We start from the raw sequence: 18,410 nt of genomic DNA, 5'->3' as shown, positions 1-18,410 counted from the left end.
GCGGAAACGATCTGGCCTACGACGTCCGGCGGATCGCCTGGAGGATCTTGTCCAGGTGGGCCGTGTGGTCCAGGGATGCGCTGATCTTGATCGACGACACGCCGCTCAGCGCTGGTGGAGTGGCGACTCCGTCCAGTCTGGCGCAGATCACGGGGAAGGACCCGTCGCGGTGGGCTCGCCGGACAGCCATGTTGACCTCCATGCGCACCCAGTTCGAGTCCCGGGTGTGGTCGGACACCACGACCACGAAGGCGTCGACGCTGTTGATCTGTTCGAACACGACTTCAGCGATGTCATGGCCCAGGGGCATGTCGTCGCGGTCCAGCCAGACCTCCACGTCGTTGTCGTCGAGTGACTTGGCGAGCGCCAGCACGAACCGGTCCCGGTCGTCGTGCGAGTGGCTCAGGAACACGCGGCGGGGCCCACCCCTGCCCTTGTCCGTCCTGGACGGCGCGGGTTCCACTCCGAAAGTGCTGAGCAGCGCGAGCAGCTTCGCCTCCGTCGGCGTCCGCAGGTCGTGCCGCGCGTAGTTGCCGAGGAACACCGGCACCGGTTCGTCGAAGTCGCCGACCTCGCAGACAGTGATCACCGGGCGGTTGGGCGTCGATCCCGTGGACAGCCGGAAAGCGGCGGTCCACTCGGTCATGCGCCACTTGGACCGCTGGTAGTGGCGCGAGAACAGGACGACGAACCGATCGGCCGCGCCGAGTTCGTCCGCCAGCGCCTGGGCGAATGGCCTTGTGTCGGTCTGCTCGAACCAGTACACATCGAAGCCCTGCCGCCGGAGCAGTGCCGCGAGGGTCCTGGCCACGCCGTTGTCCTCGGCGGCGTAGCTGAGGAAGACCTTGGTCACGTGCACCTCGCTCGCGTGATCGTCGCTGTCGGCGATATCGGCACAGTGCCGGGTTTCGCTACGGCGATTCCACGTGACCGCGATTCGGTTCGCGCGCTGGATCAGCCCGGGGTCGAGTGGTCGTGCAGTTCGCTGATGTCCCATTCCGGCAACGGGTCCTCGAACGTCCGCCACGCCTCCGGCCCGGCCGCCAGCTCCGCATCGGTGAGCAGTGCGGCGTCCAGGCGGCGCGCCGGTTCGGTCACGTCGAGGTCGACCCCGATGAACACCAGCTCCTGCCGGGCCTGCGGGACATCGAGCAGCTGACCAGGCTCCAGCACCAGGTTGGGCCCGGCCTGCGACCACACGGCCAGCACGTCCGGCCGGGTGGCGATGTGACAGAAACCCTTGCTGCGCAACACACCTTCCCAGTCCGCGAGTGCCTCCATCAGGCGCTGCGGATGGAACGGCCTGGAGGCGCGGTAGGTGACCGACCTGATCCCGTACTCCTCGGTCTCCGGGGTGTGTCCGCCCGCGAGCTCCGCCGCCCAGCCGGGTGCCTGCGCGGCGGTGATCGGGTCGTAGCGGCCGGTGTCGAGCACCTCGGACAGCGGCACTACGCCCTGACGCGTGTGCAGGAGGCGGGCGGACGGGTTGAGCCGCCGCAGCAGGGCGTCGAGCCTCGCCAGATCGACGGCCGGAACGAGGTCCGTCTTGTTCACCACCAGAACGTCGGCGAACTCCACCTGGTCCACGAGCAGGTCCGAGATCGAGCGCTCGTCGCCGTCGGCGGCCTCCAGGTCGCGGGCGTCGAGGCGGTCGCCGAGGGTGAGTTCGCGCAGGAAACCCGCGGCGTCGACGAGGGTCACCATCGTGTCCAGCCGGGCGTGATCGGACAGGCTCGTGCCGTCCTCGAAGGTCCAGTCGAACGTCGCGGCCACCGGCATGGGCTCGGAGATGCCGGTGGACTCGATCAGGATCGTGTCGAACCGGCCCGAGCGCGCCAGCTCGCCGACGCTGTCGAGCAGGTCTTCGCGCAGCGTGCAGCAGATGCAGCCGTTGGTGAGCTCGACCAGTCGTTCGGTGGTGCGGTCGAGGGTGCCCTGACCGGCGACCAGCGCCGCGTCGATGTTGACCTCGCTCATGTCGTTCACGATCACGGCCACGCGCCTGCCCTCGCGGTTGGCGAGGACGTGGTTGAGCAGGGTGGTCTTGCCGGCGCCCAGAAAGCCGGACAGCACGGTTACCGGGGTGCGCATCTACAGTTCCATTTCCTCGTGCCAGTCGGCGAACGGGTCGGCGAAGTCGAGTTCGGCGATCAGTGCGAGCTCCTCGTCGGTGACCAGGGCCGAACGCAGTGCCGCGGTGATCTCCGCGGGGGAGGCGGACCTGGTGATCACGACGATCTCCTGGTCGCGGTCGCCGTAGTACGGGTCCCACCGCAGCGACGCGACCGCGCGCCGGTCGTCATCTGCTTCCGCCCAGTCGTCGGTCGCCGCCAGCCAGGGGCCGAGGTTGCCCACGCGCAACCCGCCGCCCGCGGATTCCAGCCACAGCGCCACGTCGGGTTGGCTCGCCAGCCACACACGGCCACGCGCGCGCACCACGCCGTCGAGCAGCACGTCGATGGCGTCGTGCAACCGCATGGGGTGGAACGGGCGCCGTTCGGTGAAGTGGACGACGGACACGCCGTGCGCCGGTTCCAGCGGTGGCTGTCCGTACAGCAACGATCCGAAGCCGTCGTCTACCTCGCCGCGTCGGGCGGCCGGCGGGATCGAGCCGAGCAGCGCGCCGGCGTCCAGTGAGTCCAGTTGCCGGCGGGGTGCGCGCGGGGCCAGGCGGTCGAGCACCGCCACCAGCGTCGGGTCGGCGGGACCGGTCAGCACCAGCGCGTCGGCGAACTCCGCCTGCCCGACCACGACCTGTGCCACCGTCCGCTCGTCGTCGTCGGCCGCCCGCATGCCCCGGTCCGCGAGCGTGTCGGTGCCGGTCGCGTCGGTCAGCCAGGTCGCGCTGTCGATCACCGTGACGACGGCTTCGACCTCGGCTTCGGTCTCGCTCAGTGCGAAGCAGACGGCCTCCGGTTCGAGCACCGGGTCCAGGTGCACGATCACCGGACCGTCGAGCTGTTCGAGCAGGGGAATGAGGTCGAGGCGCAGCGTGCATGACACACAGCCGTGCGCGAGCTCCAGCACGGTTAGGCGGCCGTCCACCCAACGCCGCACAACGCCGTCGGCCAGACCGCTGAGGTCGTGCCTGACCAGCACCGACTCCGGTGACGCGCGCCAGAACTCATCGCCCACGTCGTGGTGGGTGAACCCGGCTACCAATACGACCCGTGCTGCCATGGGCCGGAGCCTACATGACAACGATTATCGTTTCTGGGGCAGTCCGGGGCATGAGATGATCCAACGATGCAGGTCGAGTTCTGGGCTGACGTCATCTGCCCGTGGTGCTACATCGGCAAGGCGCGCTTCGACAAGGCGTTGGCCGGGTTCGAGCACCGCGCCGAGATCACCGTGGTGCACCGCGCCTTCGAGCTGGATCCGGGCAGAACCACCGTCGAGCCGGTGCAGGAGATGCTCGCCGCCAAGTTCGGTCCGCGGGCCGGCGAGATGGAGAACTCCGTCGCGCAGCTCGCGCGTGACGAGGGCCTCGGCTACCGGCTGGACCGTGAGGTGGGCAACACCTTCGACGTCCACCGGCTGCTGCGGCTGGCACACGAGCGCGGCCTCCAGGCGGAGGTGCTCGACGCCGTGCTGCACGCCAACTTCGCCGAGGCGCGCTCGCTGTTCACCGCCGAGTCGCTGACGGAGATCGCCGTCGAGGCCGGGCTCGATCCCATCGACGTGAAGGCCGTGCTCGACGATCCCGCGGTGTACGCCGACGAGGTGCGCGCGGACGAGCAGCGTGCTCGTGACCTCGGCGTCACCGGCGTTCCGTTCGTGGCCCTAGACAACCGTCTCGCCGTCGCCGGTGCGCAGCCGGCCGAGTTGTTCGAGAAAGTGCTCAAACAAGCCTGGGAGGCGTGAGGTGGAAGCCGAGCTGTTGAAGGTGGACTCCGAGCAACTCGAGGCCGCCGTCGTGCTCCGTGCGGAGGGCGAGGTCGACTCCTACTCGGCGGGTTTGTTGCGCGACGAGCTGGCCGCGGCGTTCGACGCCGGGCTCCCGGTGGTGCTGGACCTCAGCAAGGTCGCGTTCTTCGCGTCGTCAGGGCTCTCGGTGCTCGTGGAGTACCACCTGCTCGGTGAGGACCGCGGCACGCCGTTGCGGCTGGTGTCTCCCGCGGGAAGTGTCCTGCGGGCGCTGAAGGCCACCACCCTGAACGAGACGCTGGAGCTGTACTTCAGCCTGCCAGAGGCGCTCATCGGCAGGTGAGAGTAGGTTCGCCGGTCATGTCGGATGATCTTCCGTCCCGCCCGGTGCCCGACACCTTCGTCCTGGCCCGGACGAAGGTCGTGATCGCCATCGCCGCGGGCGTCGTCAGCGGGCTGGCCGTCACGCTCCTCGGGCACGCGGAGTTCGGCCCGCTGGTCGGGTGGGACGTCGCCACGCTCGTGTACCTGGTTCGGGCGTGGCTGGTGATCTGGCCGATGGACGCGGAGGAGACCGCGCGGCACGCCGTCCGCAACGACCCCACCCGCCGGGTCGCCGAGGTGCTGCTGCTCGTGGCCGCCATCGCGAGCCTCGTGTCGGTGGGCTTCGTGCTGGCCCGCGCCGCGCACACCACCGGCTTCCCCGAACTCCTGCGCGTGGGACTCGGTCTGTTGTCGGTGGTGTTGTCGTGGACGGTCGTGCACACCATCTTCACGTTGCGCTATGCCCGCCTCTACTACTACGGCGCGGACGGCGGCGTTGACTTCAACCAGGAGGAACCTCCGGACTACGGCGACTTCGCGTACGTCGCGTTCAGCATCGGCATGACGTTCCAGGTGTCCGACACCAGCCTGTCCGGGCGTGAGATGCGGCGTACGGCGCTCAAGCACGCGTTGCTGTCGTATCTCTTCGGCACCGGTGTGCTGGCCACGACGATCAACCTGGTCGCGAGCATCAGTTCCCAGTAGTTGAACCCTCGATCAAATCGGTGACGGCGAGAGGTACCGTCCGCGCACAAAGCCCTAGGGGAGGAGACGAGCCGTGCGCCGTCGTATGCGTGGCACCGCTGTTGCCGCGATCGCGCTGACCAGCCTCATGGTGGTAAGCGCTTGTGCGAAAGACTCCGGCAACACCGCCCCGACCAACGCCGCCGGTGCCGGGTGCGAGTTCGCGACGGCGCCCAGTGCGCCCGCCGCCACGACCACCAGTACCGCCACCAGTGACAAGGTCGACGGCAGCGCGCTGAAGATCGGCCTGGCCTACGACATCGGTGGCCGTGGTGACGCGTCGTTCAACGACCTCGCCGCCGCCGGGTTCGACCAGGCGATCAAGGAGATGGGCGTCAAGAAGGAGAACACCCGCGAGCTCTCCGCGGCGCCGAACGAGGACGAGGCGGCCAAGCAGACCCGGTTGCGCCAGCTCGCGTCCGAGGGCTTCAACCCGATCGTCGGCGTCGGTTTCGCCTACACCGAGTCGCTGAAGGTCGTCGCGCCGGAGTTCCCGAACGTCAAGTTCGGCCTGGTCGACTCCGCCGTCGAGGGCGCGGCCAACGTCACGCCGCTGGTGTTCGCCGAGCAGGAGGGCTCGTTCCTGGCCGGTGTCGTGGCCGCGTACCAGAGCAAGAAGTGCCACGTCGGTTTCGTGGGTGGCGTGGACATCCCGCTGATCCAGAAGTTCGAGGCGGGCTACGTCCAGGGCGCGAAGGCCGCGGCGCCGAAGATCCAGGTCGACAAGAAGTACATCACCCCGGCCGGTGACTTCACCGGTTTCCAGGACCCGCCGAAGGGCCAGGAGGCCGCCAAGGGTCTGATCGACAAGGGCGCGGACGTCGTCTACCCCGCCGCGGGCGCGTCCGGCATCGGCGTGTTCGCCGCGGTGAAGCAGGCCGGTGTGCTGGCGATCGGCTGTGACGCCGACCAGTACAACCAGCCTGCGCTCGCGGCCAACAGGGACGTCATCGTCGCGTCCAGCCTCAAGCGGGTCGACGTCGCCGTGTTCGACTTCTTCCGTGCTGCCGCGAAGAACGACCTCGCGTCACTGCCGAAGGTGTTCGACCTCAAGGTCAACGGCGTCGGGTACGCGACGTCCGGCGGCAAGATCGACGCGAAGCTGCAGGGCATCCTCGAGGGCTACAAGACCCAGATCATCGAGGGCAAGATCAAGGTCAGCGACAAGCCGTAGTGGGTCAGCCCGCTTGGGCCAGCATCCGTTGCGCACGTGGGAAGTCCCGCAGCTGTGTGGCGAGCAGGTCCAGTGCGGGCTCCAACACCTGTGCGGGCACACCGCGCGCGTTGAGCACTTCCCCGGTCCACGACAGGAACGAGCGGAACAACGCGTGGTCGTCCACGTACAGCGCGGTGGCGAGGAACTCCACGATGTGTGCGAGGTCCTCGGCCGTGTGGTGCCGTTGTTCGTCGTTGTAGTTGCGCATGGCGGGCACGCGGCTTTCCAACCCGCGGTACGTCGACCGCACCAGCTCGCCCGCACTGCGCTTGACCAGCGTGTACTCCTGGTCGGCGAGGTGCGGCAGGTCGTCGATCGGCTGGTGCGGTGTGCTCGGCACCGGCAAAGTCCGTGACAGCAACATGTCCGCGGCGGACCGGGCGTCGGCGGCCCACGCGTTCGCGCCGAACCGACGCGCGTGTGTGCCGTCCGCGCCGAACGCCGCCCCGCCCACCATCACCGGCACGCCCGTTGCCTGGCACGCCGTCATCGTGGCGTGCGCCGAGGGCAGCCGGGTGGCGATGGAACTGGACAACGCCACCACGTCCGGGTTGGTGCGGTGCAGGTACGTGATCAGGTGCGGTGTCGGCACCTGCGCTCCCAGGTAGTCGACGGCGAAACCGCGCAGCGACAGCACTTCCGCCAGCAACCGCGCGGGCAACGCGTGCCACTCGCCGTCCACGCACGCCACCGTCACGCGCCCGTGCACCGGTTCCCGCCGGGGACGGGTGATGGCCAACGCGGTGACCGCGCGCTCGTTGATCGCGGTGATCGCGTGCTCCTGCGCGACGCTGATCCGGTTCGCGGCCCACTCCAGGCCGACGCGCTGCTGCACCGCGCTGACCACGTCGAGCAGCACGACCTCGTGGCCGAGCTCTTCCGCGGCGTCGATCACCACTCCGGTCGCGCGGTACTCGTCACCGTCGAGCACGGCCTCCCACAACGAGTCGACGGCCTGCACGGTCACCTCCGGCGCGGAGCGGTGATCGCGAGCACCGCCATGTCGTCGTGGACACCGGCGCCGACCCATTGCGCCGCAAGCATGTGCACGTGTTCAACGAGTGCCTCGGCCGGCATGCTGCCGCACGCGGTGAGAGCCCGGCGCAGACGGTCCTCGCCGAACTCCTCGTCGCCCAGCGGGCCGCCGCAGGCCTCGGTGATGCCGTCGGTGTAGAGCAGGCACGAGTCGCCCGGCGCGAGCACCACCTCGTCGGTGGTCGTGGTGATGTCCGGGAGGATTCCGACGAGCGTGCCGCGGGTGTTGGCCACCTCGACCGCGCCGCCGGCCCGCACGATCAGCGGCGGCAGGTGTCCACCCGAGGTGAGCGTCACGCGCAGGCCGTCGTCGACCGGGCGGATCGTGCCGACGACCGCGGTGACGAAGCGGGAGTGGTCCGAGGTGAGCAAGGCCTGGTTGAGGGCGCGCAGCATCCGATCGTGGTCGGTCACCACCTGCAGCAGCGCATGCAGCGCCGTGCGGACCTTGCCGGTCTGCGCGGCGGCGTCCAGCCCCTTGCCGCAGACGTCGCCGAGCACGACGAACAGTTCGTCGTCCGGCAGTTCGTGCACGTCGTAGAAGTCGCCGCCGACGCGTTCGGTGTCGGCCGCCGCGCGATAACGACCGGCGAGTTCGACGCGCTCGTACCGGCGCAGCGACGGCGGCAACAGGTCCCTGGTCAACCGTTCCGTGATCACGGCCTGCTGGGTGAACAGGTGCGCCGCCGACATCGCCACGCCCGCACGTGAGGCGAACAGCCGCGCGAACGCCTCCTCGTTCTCGGTGAACTGCTTGTCCCGCCGCATGAGGATCAGCGCACCCGCCGGCACGCCGTGACCGGGCAGCGGCGTGACGACGATCGACACCACGTCCTTGGCGAGCCACTCCGGCGCCGCGTCCGGGTCGATCCACCGCGACGGCACGGGCGGGAAGCCGCGCAACGCCTCGCTGAGGCCCATGACCTCCTCGACGTCGACGTGCTGCAGTTCGTACGTCGGCACCCCGCCCCGCAGGCAGCGCGTGATGGGGTGACCGTGGTTCGACCGCGGCGCGATCATGACGGCCTCGTCCGCGAGGTGCGTGGCGGCGAGCTCGGCCACGACGTTCATGCACCGCTCGGGGTTGAGCGATGTCATGAGGGCACTGGACATCCGGGCCAGCAGCGAGGCCCGCTCCCGTTCGAGCCGCAGGTCCGTGTCGTCGAGCAACCACCAGGTGCACGAGCCGTCCTCGTTGTCGACCCGGTGCGTGGCATAGCTGCGCTCCGCGATGGACACGGACTCGCCGTCCTGCCACCGCGGCAGCGAGACCTGCTGCGGGAAAAGGGATTTGGCTGCGTCGTTCATGCCGTGCACAGCACCGGCGGCGTCGACGACGAGTGCGGGGCACGGCGACCGCAACCAGTTGGAAACCGCGACCACGCACCGAGTCTGTCATCCGAAGCCGATCAAGAACAACGTTTGAAAACCCGTGCGGTGGGTACAGCTCAGAGGGCCACCTGGCCGGTGATGCCGACGATCGTGTTCCCGCCCACCCAGATCCGTCCGCCGACCTGTTCGACGTGGATTCGCCCGCGGCGGCCGAACGTGGTGCCCTGCGCGGCGACGTAGCGCGGCTGGGCGATGCCGGCGGGGATGAGCCACTGGGCGATCGCGGCGTTGACGCTGCCCGTCACCGGGTCCTCCTCGTACCGGCTGCCCTCGTCGATGAACGCCCGCACCTCGAACGCGGCGTCACCGCCGTCCCGGTGCGGCCCCACCACGCCCACTCCGGTGAACTCGCCGAACCGCGTGTAGTCGGGCCGCACCGCCAGCACCGCCTCGGCGGAGTGCAGCAGCACCGCGACCCAGCCGGGCCCGTTGTCGGCCCACTGCGCGCCGGCGATCTCCTCCGGCGTGATCGCCAGCGCCGCGGCCAGGGCGGTGTGGTCCTCGACCGGACCGCCGCGCACCAGCGGCGGCGCGGCGAACGCCAGCCGCGAGCCGTCGCGGCGCACCTCCACGAGCCCCGCCCCGCACTCCTGCACCAGCCGGCCGGGATCGCGCGGGGTGTGTCCGGCCGCGAGCCACGCGGACGCCGACCCGAGTGTCGGATGTCCCGCGAACGGCAGCTCGCGGCTCACCGTGAAGATCCGCACCCGGTAGTCGGCGGCCGGGTTCTCGGGAGGGAGCAGGAACGTGGTCTCGGCCAGGTTCGTCCAGTTCGCGAACGCCGCCATCTCCTCGGTCGTCAGGCCCTCCGCGTCGTGCACGACCGCGAGCGCGTTGCCCTTCGTGAACTCGTCGGTGAACACGTCGACCTGGCTGAACGTCCGCATGGGGCGACGTTATTCGAAGTCGGGGAGCGTGAACGCGGAGTGCTCGGGCCGGCCGGTCTCGGCAGGCATGGTCGTGCGTTCGCGCAGGGCGGCGTTGCGCGCGGCCAACGCCTCGGCGGTGGCGGGGAACAGTTCCGCGCTGCCCACGTCGACCAGACCCTGGTTCGCCTCGACGAACGGCCGCACCTCCCGTTCGTACGCCGGCGCGTCGTCGATGTGTCCAGCCAGCACGTAGGCACCGACGAGAGCGAGGCTCGACCCCTGCCCGGACAGGAACGACGGGGCGTGCGCGGCATCGCCGACCAGCGCGACGCGGCCGGACGACCAGCGCGGCATGCGGATCTGGCTGACCGTGTCGAAGAACAGGTCGTCGGCCGCCTGCATCGCCTTGACCAGCCGCGGCACCTCCCAGCCGGCGCCGGCGAACACCTCCGTGACCAGATCGCGCTGCGCCTGCGGATCGCGGAACGCACCGAACGGCGCCTCGGACCGGGCAAAGCTCAGGAACCCGTGCATGCTCTCGCCCGCACCCACGGCGTACAGCACGGCGGCGCGGCCGGGTTCGTTCCACATCACGCCCTCGTGGCTCAGGCCGAGGTCGTTGGGCATCGTGAAGCCCGCGAAGCAGTAGCCGAGGTAGCGGTGGAACTGCTCCTCCGGCCCGAACGTCAGCTCCCGCACCGCGGAGTGCAGCCCGTCGGCGCCGATCACATGGTCATAGGTGCGCTGAAGACCGCTTTTGAACGTCACGTCGACGCCGAGGGCGTGGTCGTCGAGAGCGGCAACGCTGTTGTCGAACAGGAACTCCACGTCGTCGCGCACGGTGTCGTGGAGGATCTCGGCGAGGTCGCCGCGCCGCACTTCCAGGTCGCGACCGTCGCTGCGCGTGATCGCCTCCGGCCGGATCGACGCGACCTGGCTGCCGTCGGCGTTGAGGAACGTGAGCCGCTGGGTGTTCACGTGGACCTCGCGCAACCGGGGGAGGAGCCCCATCCGCTCGACCACGTCCAGCGCGGTGCCGCGGATGTCGATGGGGTAGCCGCCACCGCGCAGGGTGTGCGACTTCTCCACCACGGTGACGTCGAAGCCACGCCTGCGCAGCCAGAACGCGAGCGCGGGCCCGGCGATGCTGGCGCCGGAGATCAGGACACTGCTCATGACTTCCTCCGATAACTAACTTAGGTATCCTTTTTTGGCCCGCGATGATCGCTACGGTTGCGCGAGACCATGGCCAGAATATACCTAAGTTAGGTAAGTAAGGTGTGAGATGAGCGAGGCCCTCGACCCCGCGGCAGTGCTGCCGCACCTGATGCAACTGGGCACCGTGCTCAACCGCAGCCAGCTGGTGGAGCGGGCGATGGACCACGTCGGTCTCCCGATCGACCGTCCGGGCATGACCGTGCTCATGACCCTGCGCATGGCCGGCCAGCCGTTGAGGGTCGGGGAGATCGCCACCCGCATGCAGGTCGTGGGTCCGCACGTCACGCGACATCTGCACGACCTGGAGGGCGCAGGTCTGGTTCGCCGCGTCACCGATCCGACCGATCAGCGCGCCCGGTTGATCGAGCTGACGGACTCCGGCGCGGCGGCGGCGGGGCGTTATCTGGAGGCGATCCTCGGCTGGTTCACCGGGGCGGTGGCCGACTGGTCCGAGGAGGACCGGGCAACGTTCGGGCGCCTGCTCACCCGGTTCGTGAACGATCTCCAGGCGCGGGTCGCGGACCTCGACTGATGCTGCTTCAGAGGTAGATGGCCAGGGCCACGGTCACCACCCAGGCGAGGCCCAGGGACTGCAGGACGCGGTCCGAGCGAGCCAGGTCGTCCGGCGCGCCCGCCTTGCCGCTGTCGACGTCGACCGCGTAGCGGAGCACCGCGATGACGAACGGGACCATGGACAGGGCCGCCCACGGGCTGCCGGTGCGCTGACCCAGCTCGAACGCCCACAGGCCGTAGGTCATGTTCATGACCGCGGCCGAGGTGGCCCAGACGAACCGCAGGTAGGTCTCGGAGTACTTGGTCAACGAGTGACGAATCGCCGCGCCCGTGGCCTGGAAGAGCTTGATCTCGGCATAGCGCTTGCCCGCCACGATGAACAGCGACCCGAACGCCGTGACGAGCAGGAACCACTGGCTGGGTGCGATGCCGGCGCCCAGGCCACCCGCGATGGCGCGCAGCAGGAAACCCGACGCGACCACGCACAGTTCCAGCACGGGCTGGTGCTTCAGGCCGAAGCAGTAGCCCAGTTGCACCGCCAGGTACACGATCATGAGCACGAGCAGCTTCCAGCCCGCCACCGCGCCGACCGCCAGCGACGCGGCCATCAGCACACCGGCCGTGCCGACCGCGAGCGGCACGGGCACGATGCCCGCCGCGATCGGCCGCTCGCGCTTCTTCGGGTGAGCCCGGTCGGCCTCCACGTCCTTCGCGTCGTTGATCAGGTACACCGCCGACGCCGCGCAGCAGAACGCCACGAACGCCAGCCCCGCCGAACGCAGCACAGCGGTTTCCGCGATCCTGCTCGACGCGAAGGGCGCGGCCAGCACGAGGACGTTCTTCGCCCACTGGTGCGGCCGGGCGGTCCTGACCAGTCCGCGGACCACCGACGGCCGGGTTTCCGTCGCCACGGTCATCGACGCCCCCACACCGCGCGGCGCACACCGCGGGCCACCATCGCGCCCAGCACGGCGCCGGCCAGCACGTCGGTCGGGTAGTGCACTCCCAGCACCAGCCTGCTGAGCACCATCGGCGGCACCAGGATCGGCACCAGCGGCTGGTTGGTCAGGGCTCCGTAGGCGATCGCGGCCGTCGTGGTGGAGGTCGCGTGCGACGAGGGGAAGCTCAGCTTGCTCGGGGTGCCCGCCAGGACCTGGACGGCCGCGTGGTGCGGGCGCCTGCGGCGGACCACTCGCTTGACCACGATGGAGGTGGCGTGTGCGGCCACGACCGAGGTGGCCGCGACCGTCCACTCCGGACGGCGCCGGCGGTCGACGAGCCAGCCCACCACGCCCAGCGCCACCCAGCCCGCGCTGTGCTCGCCGAAGAACGACAGCATCCGGGCCGCGCGCACCACTGGTCGCTTGGCGAGTGCAGACTGCACGGCGACCAGCACTTCAGCCTCACGATCACTCATCGGACGCCCTCCCAGCCCATGCGGGTCTGCCTGTCGTGGGTGATGGTGTACTGGCCGGCCTCGTACAGCGGCTTGGTCTGGTACACCTGGATCGGATGGGCGCCGGGGAAGTCCCGCAGCCGTGCTGGCAAGGCGGTGACCTCCTGCGAGGAGAGGACGTCGCCGAACAGCGCGCCGCGCACGGGTTGCCACGTCGCGTCGTTCAGGCCGAGCCACTGCGTGTCGCCCCACTGCACCGCGTAGGAGATCGGTTCGATCACGCCGTCCTGGATGCGCGGCTGGCGCTGGCAGGGGAACAGGAACGCGAACTGCCACGCCACCCCGACGGCCGCCTCACGGGGCAGGAACTCCCGCAGCGGCACGTACTTCTGCGCGGCGGGCGGGGCGAACTCGCCCTCCCCGGTGAGTCGTACCTGCGTCGCGCCCTTCGGAGCCGGTGGCAGCACGAGGGTGCGCCGCAGCGTGCTGGTCACGTTGTCGGTGAGTTCGCCGGTGCTGAGCACCTCCGCGTTCGACGTCGCGTACTCGTAGGTGACCGGCGTCGGTTTCCCGGTCACGACGGTCGCGAGCGGGTCGTTCTGGATCGCGAACCACCTGTCCGGCAACGGGGTCAGCGCCCGCGGGGTCGCCACCTCGATCGCGTCCGCCGCGACGCAGCGTTCGGCGAGCGGGTCCCGCACGCTCGCGGCCCACGGTGACCAGGTGTCCAGCGTCCGCGCCGTCCCGACCGCGAAACCGCCCACCAGGTAGGTGATGTTGGCCGCGAAGAACACCACGACCACGACCGGGATCGCGATGACCGGGGCGTAGGAACCCTTGCCCCGCCGGTACAGCACGAACGCCACGATCGCGATCAGCAGGAGCCACCAGTACGGTTTGTCGAACTTGAGCACGGACAGGTGCGGCGGAACGCCCACCGACGGCAGGCCGAGGTGCCACGAGTACGGCCACAGGTTGGCGCCGTGCCCGGCCAGTCCGAGCATCGCGACGACGCTGACGGCGCCGCCGAGCAGCACCGGTACCGAAACGCGGCGGTCGCTGGTCAGTTCGCGGATCAACGGCACCGCGCCCAGCAGCATCAGCGCGAGGAACACCGACCCGATCCCGGCGAGACTGCCGAAGTGGTGCGTCCACTTGCTGGGCGTGAACCACAGCAGGAAGAACGCGAACAGCGTCGACCAGCCCGCCAGCGCGAGCCGCGGCGGCACGTCGATCCGGCGCGCCCGCGCGGCCGTGATCAGCACGACGAACCAGACCAGCGCCACGACGCAGACGAGCACCGGGGCCCGCTTGGCGTAGTTCGCCATGGCGTCACCCTGGTTCAGCAGGAACATCCACCGGGCGAACTCCGTGTACCAGGTGTCGGAGCCCGCCATCTTCTTGAAGATCTCCTGCGCGTACAGGAAATCTCGCAGGCTGCCGTCGCTGAACGCCATGATCACCGCGACGGCACCGGGGGAGAGCACCGCGAGCGTCCGCGCCACGACGGTGCGCCAGCCCGCGTCCTTCTTCAGCAGCTTCCAGGCGAACGGCAGCCCTGCCAGCAGCGGCGCGAGCGTCGTGAAACCGGTGGGGTGCGCGAAAAACCCGATACCGGCGACACCCACGGCCGCGCCCAGCAACGCCAGCCGCTGCCGCTCGACCGCGACGGTGATCGCCAGCAAGGTGAGCATGCCGCACATGGTCACGACACCCTCGGGCCGCACGCCCATGTCCAGCGGCAGCCACCAGGCCAGGAACGCCGCGCCCAGCACGACTCCGCCGAACCTGCCCGACACGTAACGACGAGCGGCGAACCACGTCACGAGGCCGAACAGCAACGCCGGGATGCGCAGAACCACGGGAGCGAAACCGAAAACCTGCCACTTGGCCAGGAAGTAGTAGAACCAGGAGAACGGCGTGAAGCCCTGGTTCAGGATCTGGTAGTAGTTGCCGACATAGCCCTCGAACGGCACGTTCTTGGCCATCGCGCTGTAGTAGCCGTCGTCGTCGGACATCGGCGCCAGGAACAACCAGACCAGCATGATCGCGGGAACGACCAGGTCGGCCGGGCTCAGCCGCAACCGGAACCGCCCCGGCTCGCGGTGCACCCGGCGATCCAGCAGGACGAGACAGGCGAACGCGGTCGCGGCGGACAGTGCGAGCAGCGCCATCAGCGCGATCTTGAGCGGCGCGGGGCTGGTGCTGAACTGGTCGTCCACGCTGACCCGCACGGACAGGTCGGCGCCCGCCAGGCTGGTGATCGAGGTCGCCAGCACGTGCACGTCCGGCATGGTCGGGGCACGGCCGATCTCAGCGCCGTCGCGCAGGACGCTCAGCCCGCCGCGGTCGCCGCGGATCTGGTACGCGCAGTCTCCCGAAGGCACCGGATCGTCCAGCGTGGCCACACCGCTCACCAGCAGATGGCCGTTCTGCGCCCGCACGACGAGGCCGCGTGCCGGATCCGACGGGGTGACCGTCGCGAACACCACGCCACCACCACTGGCCTGCGCGGCCCGCACGGTCGCGCAGCCGAAGCGCGCGTCCATCTCGAATGGACGATAGGCGCTGAGCGCGAGCATCGTGGACCGCGGCGCGGAGGCGTTCACCGGCCAGGTGACGGTCGGGTCGTTGATCGTCACGGGCGCGAGCGGCATCAGCGCCGACAACAGCACGGTGAGCGCGCCGGTCACGACCGCGACGGCCAGCAGCCGTCTGTTCTTCGGCGCGGGCCGAGTGGCGGTGGTCGTGGAGGGCGCTTCGGGAGCGAGCGGAATCGTTTCTGTTGTCACGCGCCGATGTCCTAGGGGGTTCGGATGGGCGAGGCGTCAGAAGCTAGCCACCGCCCGTTACGCGGAGGGCCCGAGCGCACCGTGCATTGCTACGTCTGCGTTGCCATACCCCGGATTCCGGTTACGAATGGGAAAACCGGCAGATCGCGGCCGATACTGTGCCGCCCATGGTCCGTGCGCTCAGCTTCGTCGGGGTGTGCATCGTCCTTTCCGGCCTTCTGGTCAACACCTACCTCGCGGTTGTCGCACGCAACGTCTCACCCGCGGAGTACAGCGACTTCGGCGCGTTCTGGTCGATCGCGCTGCTCGTCGGGTTCGGTGCTTTCCTTCCGGTGGAACAGGAACTGGCGCGCCTCGGTCCTCGCGCGCTGCGTTCGGCCGCCGTGGTCGCGCTCGCCATGGCGGCCGTCGAGGCCGCGCTGGCCGCGTTCGTGTCGCCCGCGGTGGCGGTGCTGTGCGTCCTGTCCGCAGGGCAGTTCCTGGTGCGGGGCTGGTTGATCGGCAGCGGCAAGCTGGCGTGGCACGGCGGGCTGCTGGTGATCGACACCGCTTTGCGCGTGGTGTTCGCGCTCCTCGCCGCGTGGCTGGGGGCCAGGACGAGCGCGCAGTTCGAGTGGACGCTCGTCGCGGCGATCGCGGTGGCACACCTGCCCGTGCTGGCCGGCATCTGGTGGCAAGGAGACGGCGAGGTGCCCGTGCGCGACATCGCGCGCGCGGTCGCACCGTTGCTCGTCGGGTCGTTGTGCGCGCAGCTGCTGCTCAACGGCATCCCGGTGGTCGTGACGGCGATCGCGGCTCCCGGCGAACGCGCCAGGGCCGGTGTGTTCCTCGCGGCTTTCCTGCTCGCCAGGGTCCCGCTCTTCGTCGCGGTTCCGCTGCAGACGGCGTTGCTCCCGGTGATCACCGGGAAACCGATGCGCGCGGTCGTGACACGCCTGGCCGTCGTGCTCGCGCTGGCCGGTGCGGCGGGCGTCGCCACGGCGTTCACCGTCGGACCGTGGCTGGTGCGGCTCGTGTTCGGGCACCTGTACGCGGTGTCCTCCGTGGACCTGGCGCTCATCGCGCTCGGTGTCGTCGCCCACCTCGGGTTGATCGTCACCACGCAGGCGCTGGTCGCGGGCGCGCTGCACAGCCGGGTCGCGTGGAGCTGGCTGACCGGTGTCGTGACGGCGGCGGTGACGTTCGCCCTGATCCCAGACCTGTTGCTGCGCGCGGAGATCGCGTTCCTCGCCGGTTCCGCGGCAGGCCTGCTCGCCGGAGTCCGGCTGCTGCTCATCACCCCACGACAGGAGAACGAACTGTGCGCGACGACCTCGTCATCGCCCTGACCTACTACACGCCGTACGTGTCGGGCCTGACCAACTTCGCGCGGGACGTCGCGGAGGGACTCGCCGAGCGCGGGAAACGCGTCCGCGTGATCACCACCCGGCACGACCCGTTGCTGCCGCACGAGGAGACGATCAACGGTGTGCGGGTGAGCCGCGCACCGGTGCTCGCCCGCTTCGGCAAGGGAGTGATCAGTCCGGCGTTCACCGCGATGGTGCGCGAGGCGTCGGCGAACGCACGTGTGCTCAACCTCCACCTGCCGATGCTGGAGGCGGGCCCGGTGGCGGCACTGGCGAAGTGCCCGGTCGTGGTGACCTACCACTGCGACGTCAGCCTGCCACCCGGCCTGGTGAACTCGGTGCAGCGCAAGGCGATCGACGCGTCCAGCCGGTTGGCGATGCGCCGTGCGGCCGCCATCGCGGTGACGAGCGAGGACTACGCGCGGGAGAGCCGGCTGTGGTCGTCGATCCGGCCGCACATGGCCGCCGTGCCGCCGCCCTGCCGCCCGGTGCCCGAGGGCGCGCCGCGGTTCCGCGAGGGCGACGGCCTGCACGTGGGGTTCCTCGGCCGGATCGTCGAGGAGAAGGGCGTCGAGCACCTGGTCGACGGCTTTCGCGCACTCGACGACCCGTCCGCGCGGCTGCTGATCGGCGGCGACTTCGGCAACGTCGCGGGAGGCAGTGTCATCGACCGCGTGCGTGCGCATGTCGACGGTGACTCGCGGATCAAGCTGCTGGGCTTCGTGCCCGACGAGGACCTCGGCGACTTCTACGCCTCCCTCGACGTGTTCGCGCTGCCCTCGGTGAACGCCTTCGAAGCGTTCGGCATCGTGCAGGTCGTCGCCATGCTGGCGGGGGTGCCGGTGCTGGCGAGCGATCTGCCCGGCGTGCGCGTTCCCGTGCGGGAGACGGGTTTCGGGCTCGTCGTGCCGCCCGGTGACGCGGCCGCCATCACCGTCGGCCTGCGATCACTGCGCGACGAGCCTCCGACGTCCGACGGCACAGCCGCGGCGAAGTTCAGCGTCCCCGCTGTGCTGGACGCCTTCGAAGCGCTCTTCGAGAAGCACGCGGGTTGATCAGATGTTACGAACATCTGGATGATGTTAGTATCCTGACGCATGGCGACTCGGCACCTGTACGTGGTGCGGCACGGCGCGGCGGACCCGTTCGGCGAGCTGACCGAGGTCGGGCAGCGGCAGTCGCAGCTCCTCGGCGAACGACTGGCGGGGCTGCCGATCGACGCCGTCTGGCACTCGCCCCTGCCACGGGCCGCGCGGTCGGCGCAGGTGATCGGCGAGCGGCTGCCGGGCGTGCCGGTGCGGGAGGCGGCCGAGCTCGTCGATCACGTGCCGTACGTGCCGGAGCATCCGCCCGCCGCTTGGGCAGGGTTCTTCGACGGGTACGACGCCGCGGAGGCCGCGGCCGGCGAGCGCAGTGCCGAGGCGTTGATCGGCAGGTTCGCCCGACCGGCCGAGGTCGAGACGCACGAGGTGCTGGTGACGCACGCCTATCCGGTGGCCTGGCTGGTGCGGCACGCGCTCGACGCCCCGCCGGTGCGGTGGCTGGAGTTGAGCTGTGGGAACGCGGCGTTGACGGTGATCGAGCACCGCGCCGGGCTGGCGCCGACATTGGTGCTGTACAACGACATGGGCCACCTTCCGGCGGAACTGCGGTGGACCGGGTTCGGCGTGGGCGTGCGTCCCTGACACCCATCTCAAC

18 protein-coding genes are annotated in these 18,410 nt (G+C 69.9%); 8 read left to right on the top strand and 10 right to left on the bottom strand.

Translation table 11 applies throughout. The features are described from left to right. Window positions 1-16: 16 nt before the first annotated feature. The 3 genes from B0F77_RS33590 to mrf all read right to left on the bottom strand — a co-directional run bounded on the left by B0F77_RS33590 (window position 17) and on the right by mrf (window position 3,180). Window positions 17-853 carry a toll/interleukin-1 receptor domain-containing protein gene (locus tag B0F77_RS33590; RefSeq protein ID WP_158102887.1) on the bottom strand — a complete coding sequence of 279 codons (837 nt, stop codon included), beginning with the start codon at window positions 851-853 and terminating at the stop codon, window positions 17-19. A gap of 101 nt (window positions 854-954) precedes the next feature. Next, a complete protein-coding gene (locus B0F77_RS33585) occupies window positions 955-2,091 on the bottom strand; it encodes a GTP-binding protein (protein ID WP_086667046.1) in 1,137 nt (378 codons plus the stop codon). Further along, window positions 2,092-3,180 (bottom strand): ribosome hibernation factor-recruiting GTPase MRF, encoded by a 1,089-nt coding sequence (mrf, locus tag B0F77_RS33580; protein WP_086667045.1) that lies wholly within the window; start codon window positions 3,178-3,180, stop codon window positions 2,092-2,094. A gap of 66 nt (window positions 3,181-3,246) precedes the next feature. Between mrf and B0F77_RS33575 the strand changes: the two genes are divergently transcribed. The 4 genes from B0F77_RS33575 (at window position 3,247) to B0F77_RS33560 (ending at window position 6,109) form a co-directional block, all read left to right on the top strand. Next, complete coding sequence (locus tag B0F77_RS33575; RefSeq protein WP_086667044.1) at window positions 3,247-3,864, top strand: DsbA family oxidoreductase; 618 nt, start codon at window positions 3,247-3,249, stop codon at window positions 3,862-3,864. A gap of 1 nt (window position 3,865) precedes the next feature. Then, window positions 3,866-4,210 carry an STAS domain-containing protein gene (locus B0F77_RS33570; RefSeq protein WP_086667043.1) on the top strand — a complete coding sequence of 115 codons (345 nt, stop codon included), beginning with the start codon at window positions 3,866-3,868 and terminating at the stop codon, window positions 4,208-4,210. A 17-nt stretch (window positions 4,211-4,227) separates the two neighbouring features. Then, the gene (locus tag B0F77_RS33565; RefSeq protein WP_086667042.1) at window positions 4,228-4,896 is read left to right on the top strand and encodes a DUF1345 domain-containing protein; all 669 of its coding nucleotides are present in this window, start codon (window positions 4,228-4,230) and stop codon (window positions 4,894-4,896) included. An 85-nt stretch (window positions 4,897-4,981) separates the two neighbouring features. Then, window positions 4,982-6,109 (top strand): BMP family lipoprotein, encoded by a 1,128-nt coding sequence (locus B0F77_RS33560; RefSeq protein ID WP_086667041.1) that lies wholly within the window; start codon window positions 4,982-4,984, stop codon window positions 6,107-6,109. 4 nt (window positions 6,110-6,113) lie between these two features. Here the strand turns inward: B0F77_RS33560 and B0F77_RS33555 are convergent, their stop codons facing one another. The 4 genes from B0F77_RS33555 to B0F77_RS33540 all read right to left on the bottom strand — a co-directional run bounded on the left by B0F77_RS33555 (window position 6,114) and on the right by B0F77_RS33540 (window position 10,623). Next, a complete protein-coding gene (locus B0F77_RS33555) occupies window positions 6,114-7,112 on the bottom strand; it encodes a cobalamin B12-binding domain-containing protein (RefSeq protein WP_342746864.1) in 999 nt (332 codons plus the stop codon). A gap of 2 nt (window positions 7,113-7,114) precedes the next feature. Next, entirely contained in the window at window positions 7,115-8,569 is a 1,455-nt protein-coding gene (locus B0F77_RS33550) for a PP2C family protein-serine/threonine phosphatase (protein ID WP_245848968.1), read from the bottom strand. A 65-nt stretch (window positions 8,570-8,634) separates the two neighbouring features. Beyond that, entirely contained in the window at window positions 8,635-9,465 is an 831-nt protein-coding gene (locus tag B0F77_RS33545) for a PhzF family phenazine biosynthesis protein (RefSeq protein ID WP_086667039.1), read from the bottom strand. A 9-nt stretch (window positions 9,466-9,474) separates the two neighbouring features. Continuing rightward, on the bottom strand, window positions 9,475-10,623 hold the full coding sequence (locus B0F77_RS33540) for an FAD-dependent monooxygenase (RefSeq protein ID WP_086667038.1): 1,149 nt from the start codon (window positions 10,621-10,623) through the stop codon (window positions 9,475-9,477). A gap of 109 nt (window positions 10,624-10,732) precedes the next feature. On the opposite strand from B0F77_RS33540, the gene B0F77_RS33535 reads away from it, so the two are divergent. Continuing rightward, the gene (locus tag B0F77_RS33535) at window positions 10,733-11,197 is read left to right on the top strand and encodes a MarR family winged helix-turn-helix transcriptional regulator (RefSeq protein WP_086667037.1); all 465 of its coding nucleotides are present in this window, start codon (window positions 10,733-10,735) and stop codon (window positions 11,195-11,197) included. A gap of 7 nt (window positions 11,198-11,204) precedes the next feature. Here the strand turns inward: B0F77_RS33535 and B0F77_RS33530 are convergent, their stop codons facing one another. Genes B0F77_RS33530 through B0F77_RS33520 form a run of 3 tightly spaced genes read right to left on the bottom strand, consistent with a single transcriptional unit; the run spans window position 11,205 to window position 15,366 of the window. Beyond that, a complete protein-coding gene (locus B0F77_RS33530; protein WP_086667056.1) occupies window positions 11,205-12,095 on the bottom strand; it encodes a decaprenyl-phosphate phosphoribosyltransferase in 891 nt (296 codons plus the stop codon). Beyond that, a complete protein-coding gene (locus tag B0F77_RS33525) occupies window positions 12,092-12,595 on the bottom strand; it encodes a phosphatase PAP2 family protein (protein ID WP_086667036.1) in 504 nt (167 codons plus the stop codon). Before B0F77_RS33525 ends, B0F77_RS33530 begins: the two co-directional genes overlap by 4 nt. Further along, window positions 12,592-15,366, bottom strand: a complete 2,775-nt coding sequence (locus tag B0F77_RS33520; protein WP_086667035.1) for an arabinosyltransferase domain-containing protein — start codon at window positions 15,364-15,366, stop codon at window positions 12,592-12,594. The genes B0F77_RS33525 and B0F77_RS33520 overlap by 4 nt, the downstream gene beginning before the upstream one ends. A gap of 167 nt (window positions 15,367-15,533) precedes the next feature. On the opposite strand from B0F77_RS33520, the gene B0F77_RS50075 reads away from it, so the two are divergent. The 3 genes from B0F77_RS50075 to B0F77_RS33510 are packed head-to-tail and all read left to right on the top strand — an operon-like array spanning window position 15,534 to window position 18,397. Then, on the top strand, window positions 15,534-16,694 hold the full coding sequence (locus B0F77_RS50075) for a lipopolysaccharide biosynthesis protein (RefSeq protein WP_245848967.1): 1,161 nt from the start codon (window positions 15,534-15,536) through the stop codon (window positions 16,692-16,694). Beyond that, window positions 16,667-17,767 carry a glycosyltransferase family 4 protein gene (locus B0F77_RS50070; protein ID WP_245848966.1) on the top strand — a complete coding sequence of 367 codons (1,101 nt, stop codon included), beginning with the start codon at window positions 16,667-16,669 and terminating at the stop codon, window positions 17,765-17,767. The genes B0F77_RS50075 and B0F77_RS50070 overlap by 28 nt, the downstream gene beginning before the upstream one ends. A 42-nt stretch (window positions 17,768-17,809) precedes the next feature. Continuing rightward, entirely contained in the window at window positions 17,810-18,397 is a 588-nt protein-coding gene (locus tag B0F77_RS33510) for a histidine phosphatase family protein (protein ID WP_086667034.1), read from the top strand. The last annotated feature ends 13 nt before the right edge of the window (window positions 18,398-18,410 follow it).

The sequence above is a fragment of the Lentzea kentuckyensis genome, assembly GCF_002150765.1.
Lineage (GTDB): Bacteria > Actinomycetota > Actinomycetes > Mycobacteriales > Pseudonocardiaceae > Lentzea > Lentzea kentuckyensis.
Note: the sequence above shows the minus strand (reverse complement) of the source record. Positions and strands in the feature narration are given on the sequence as shown.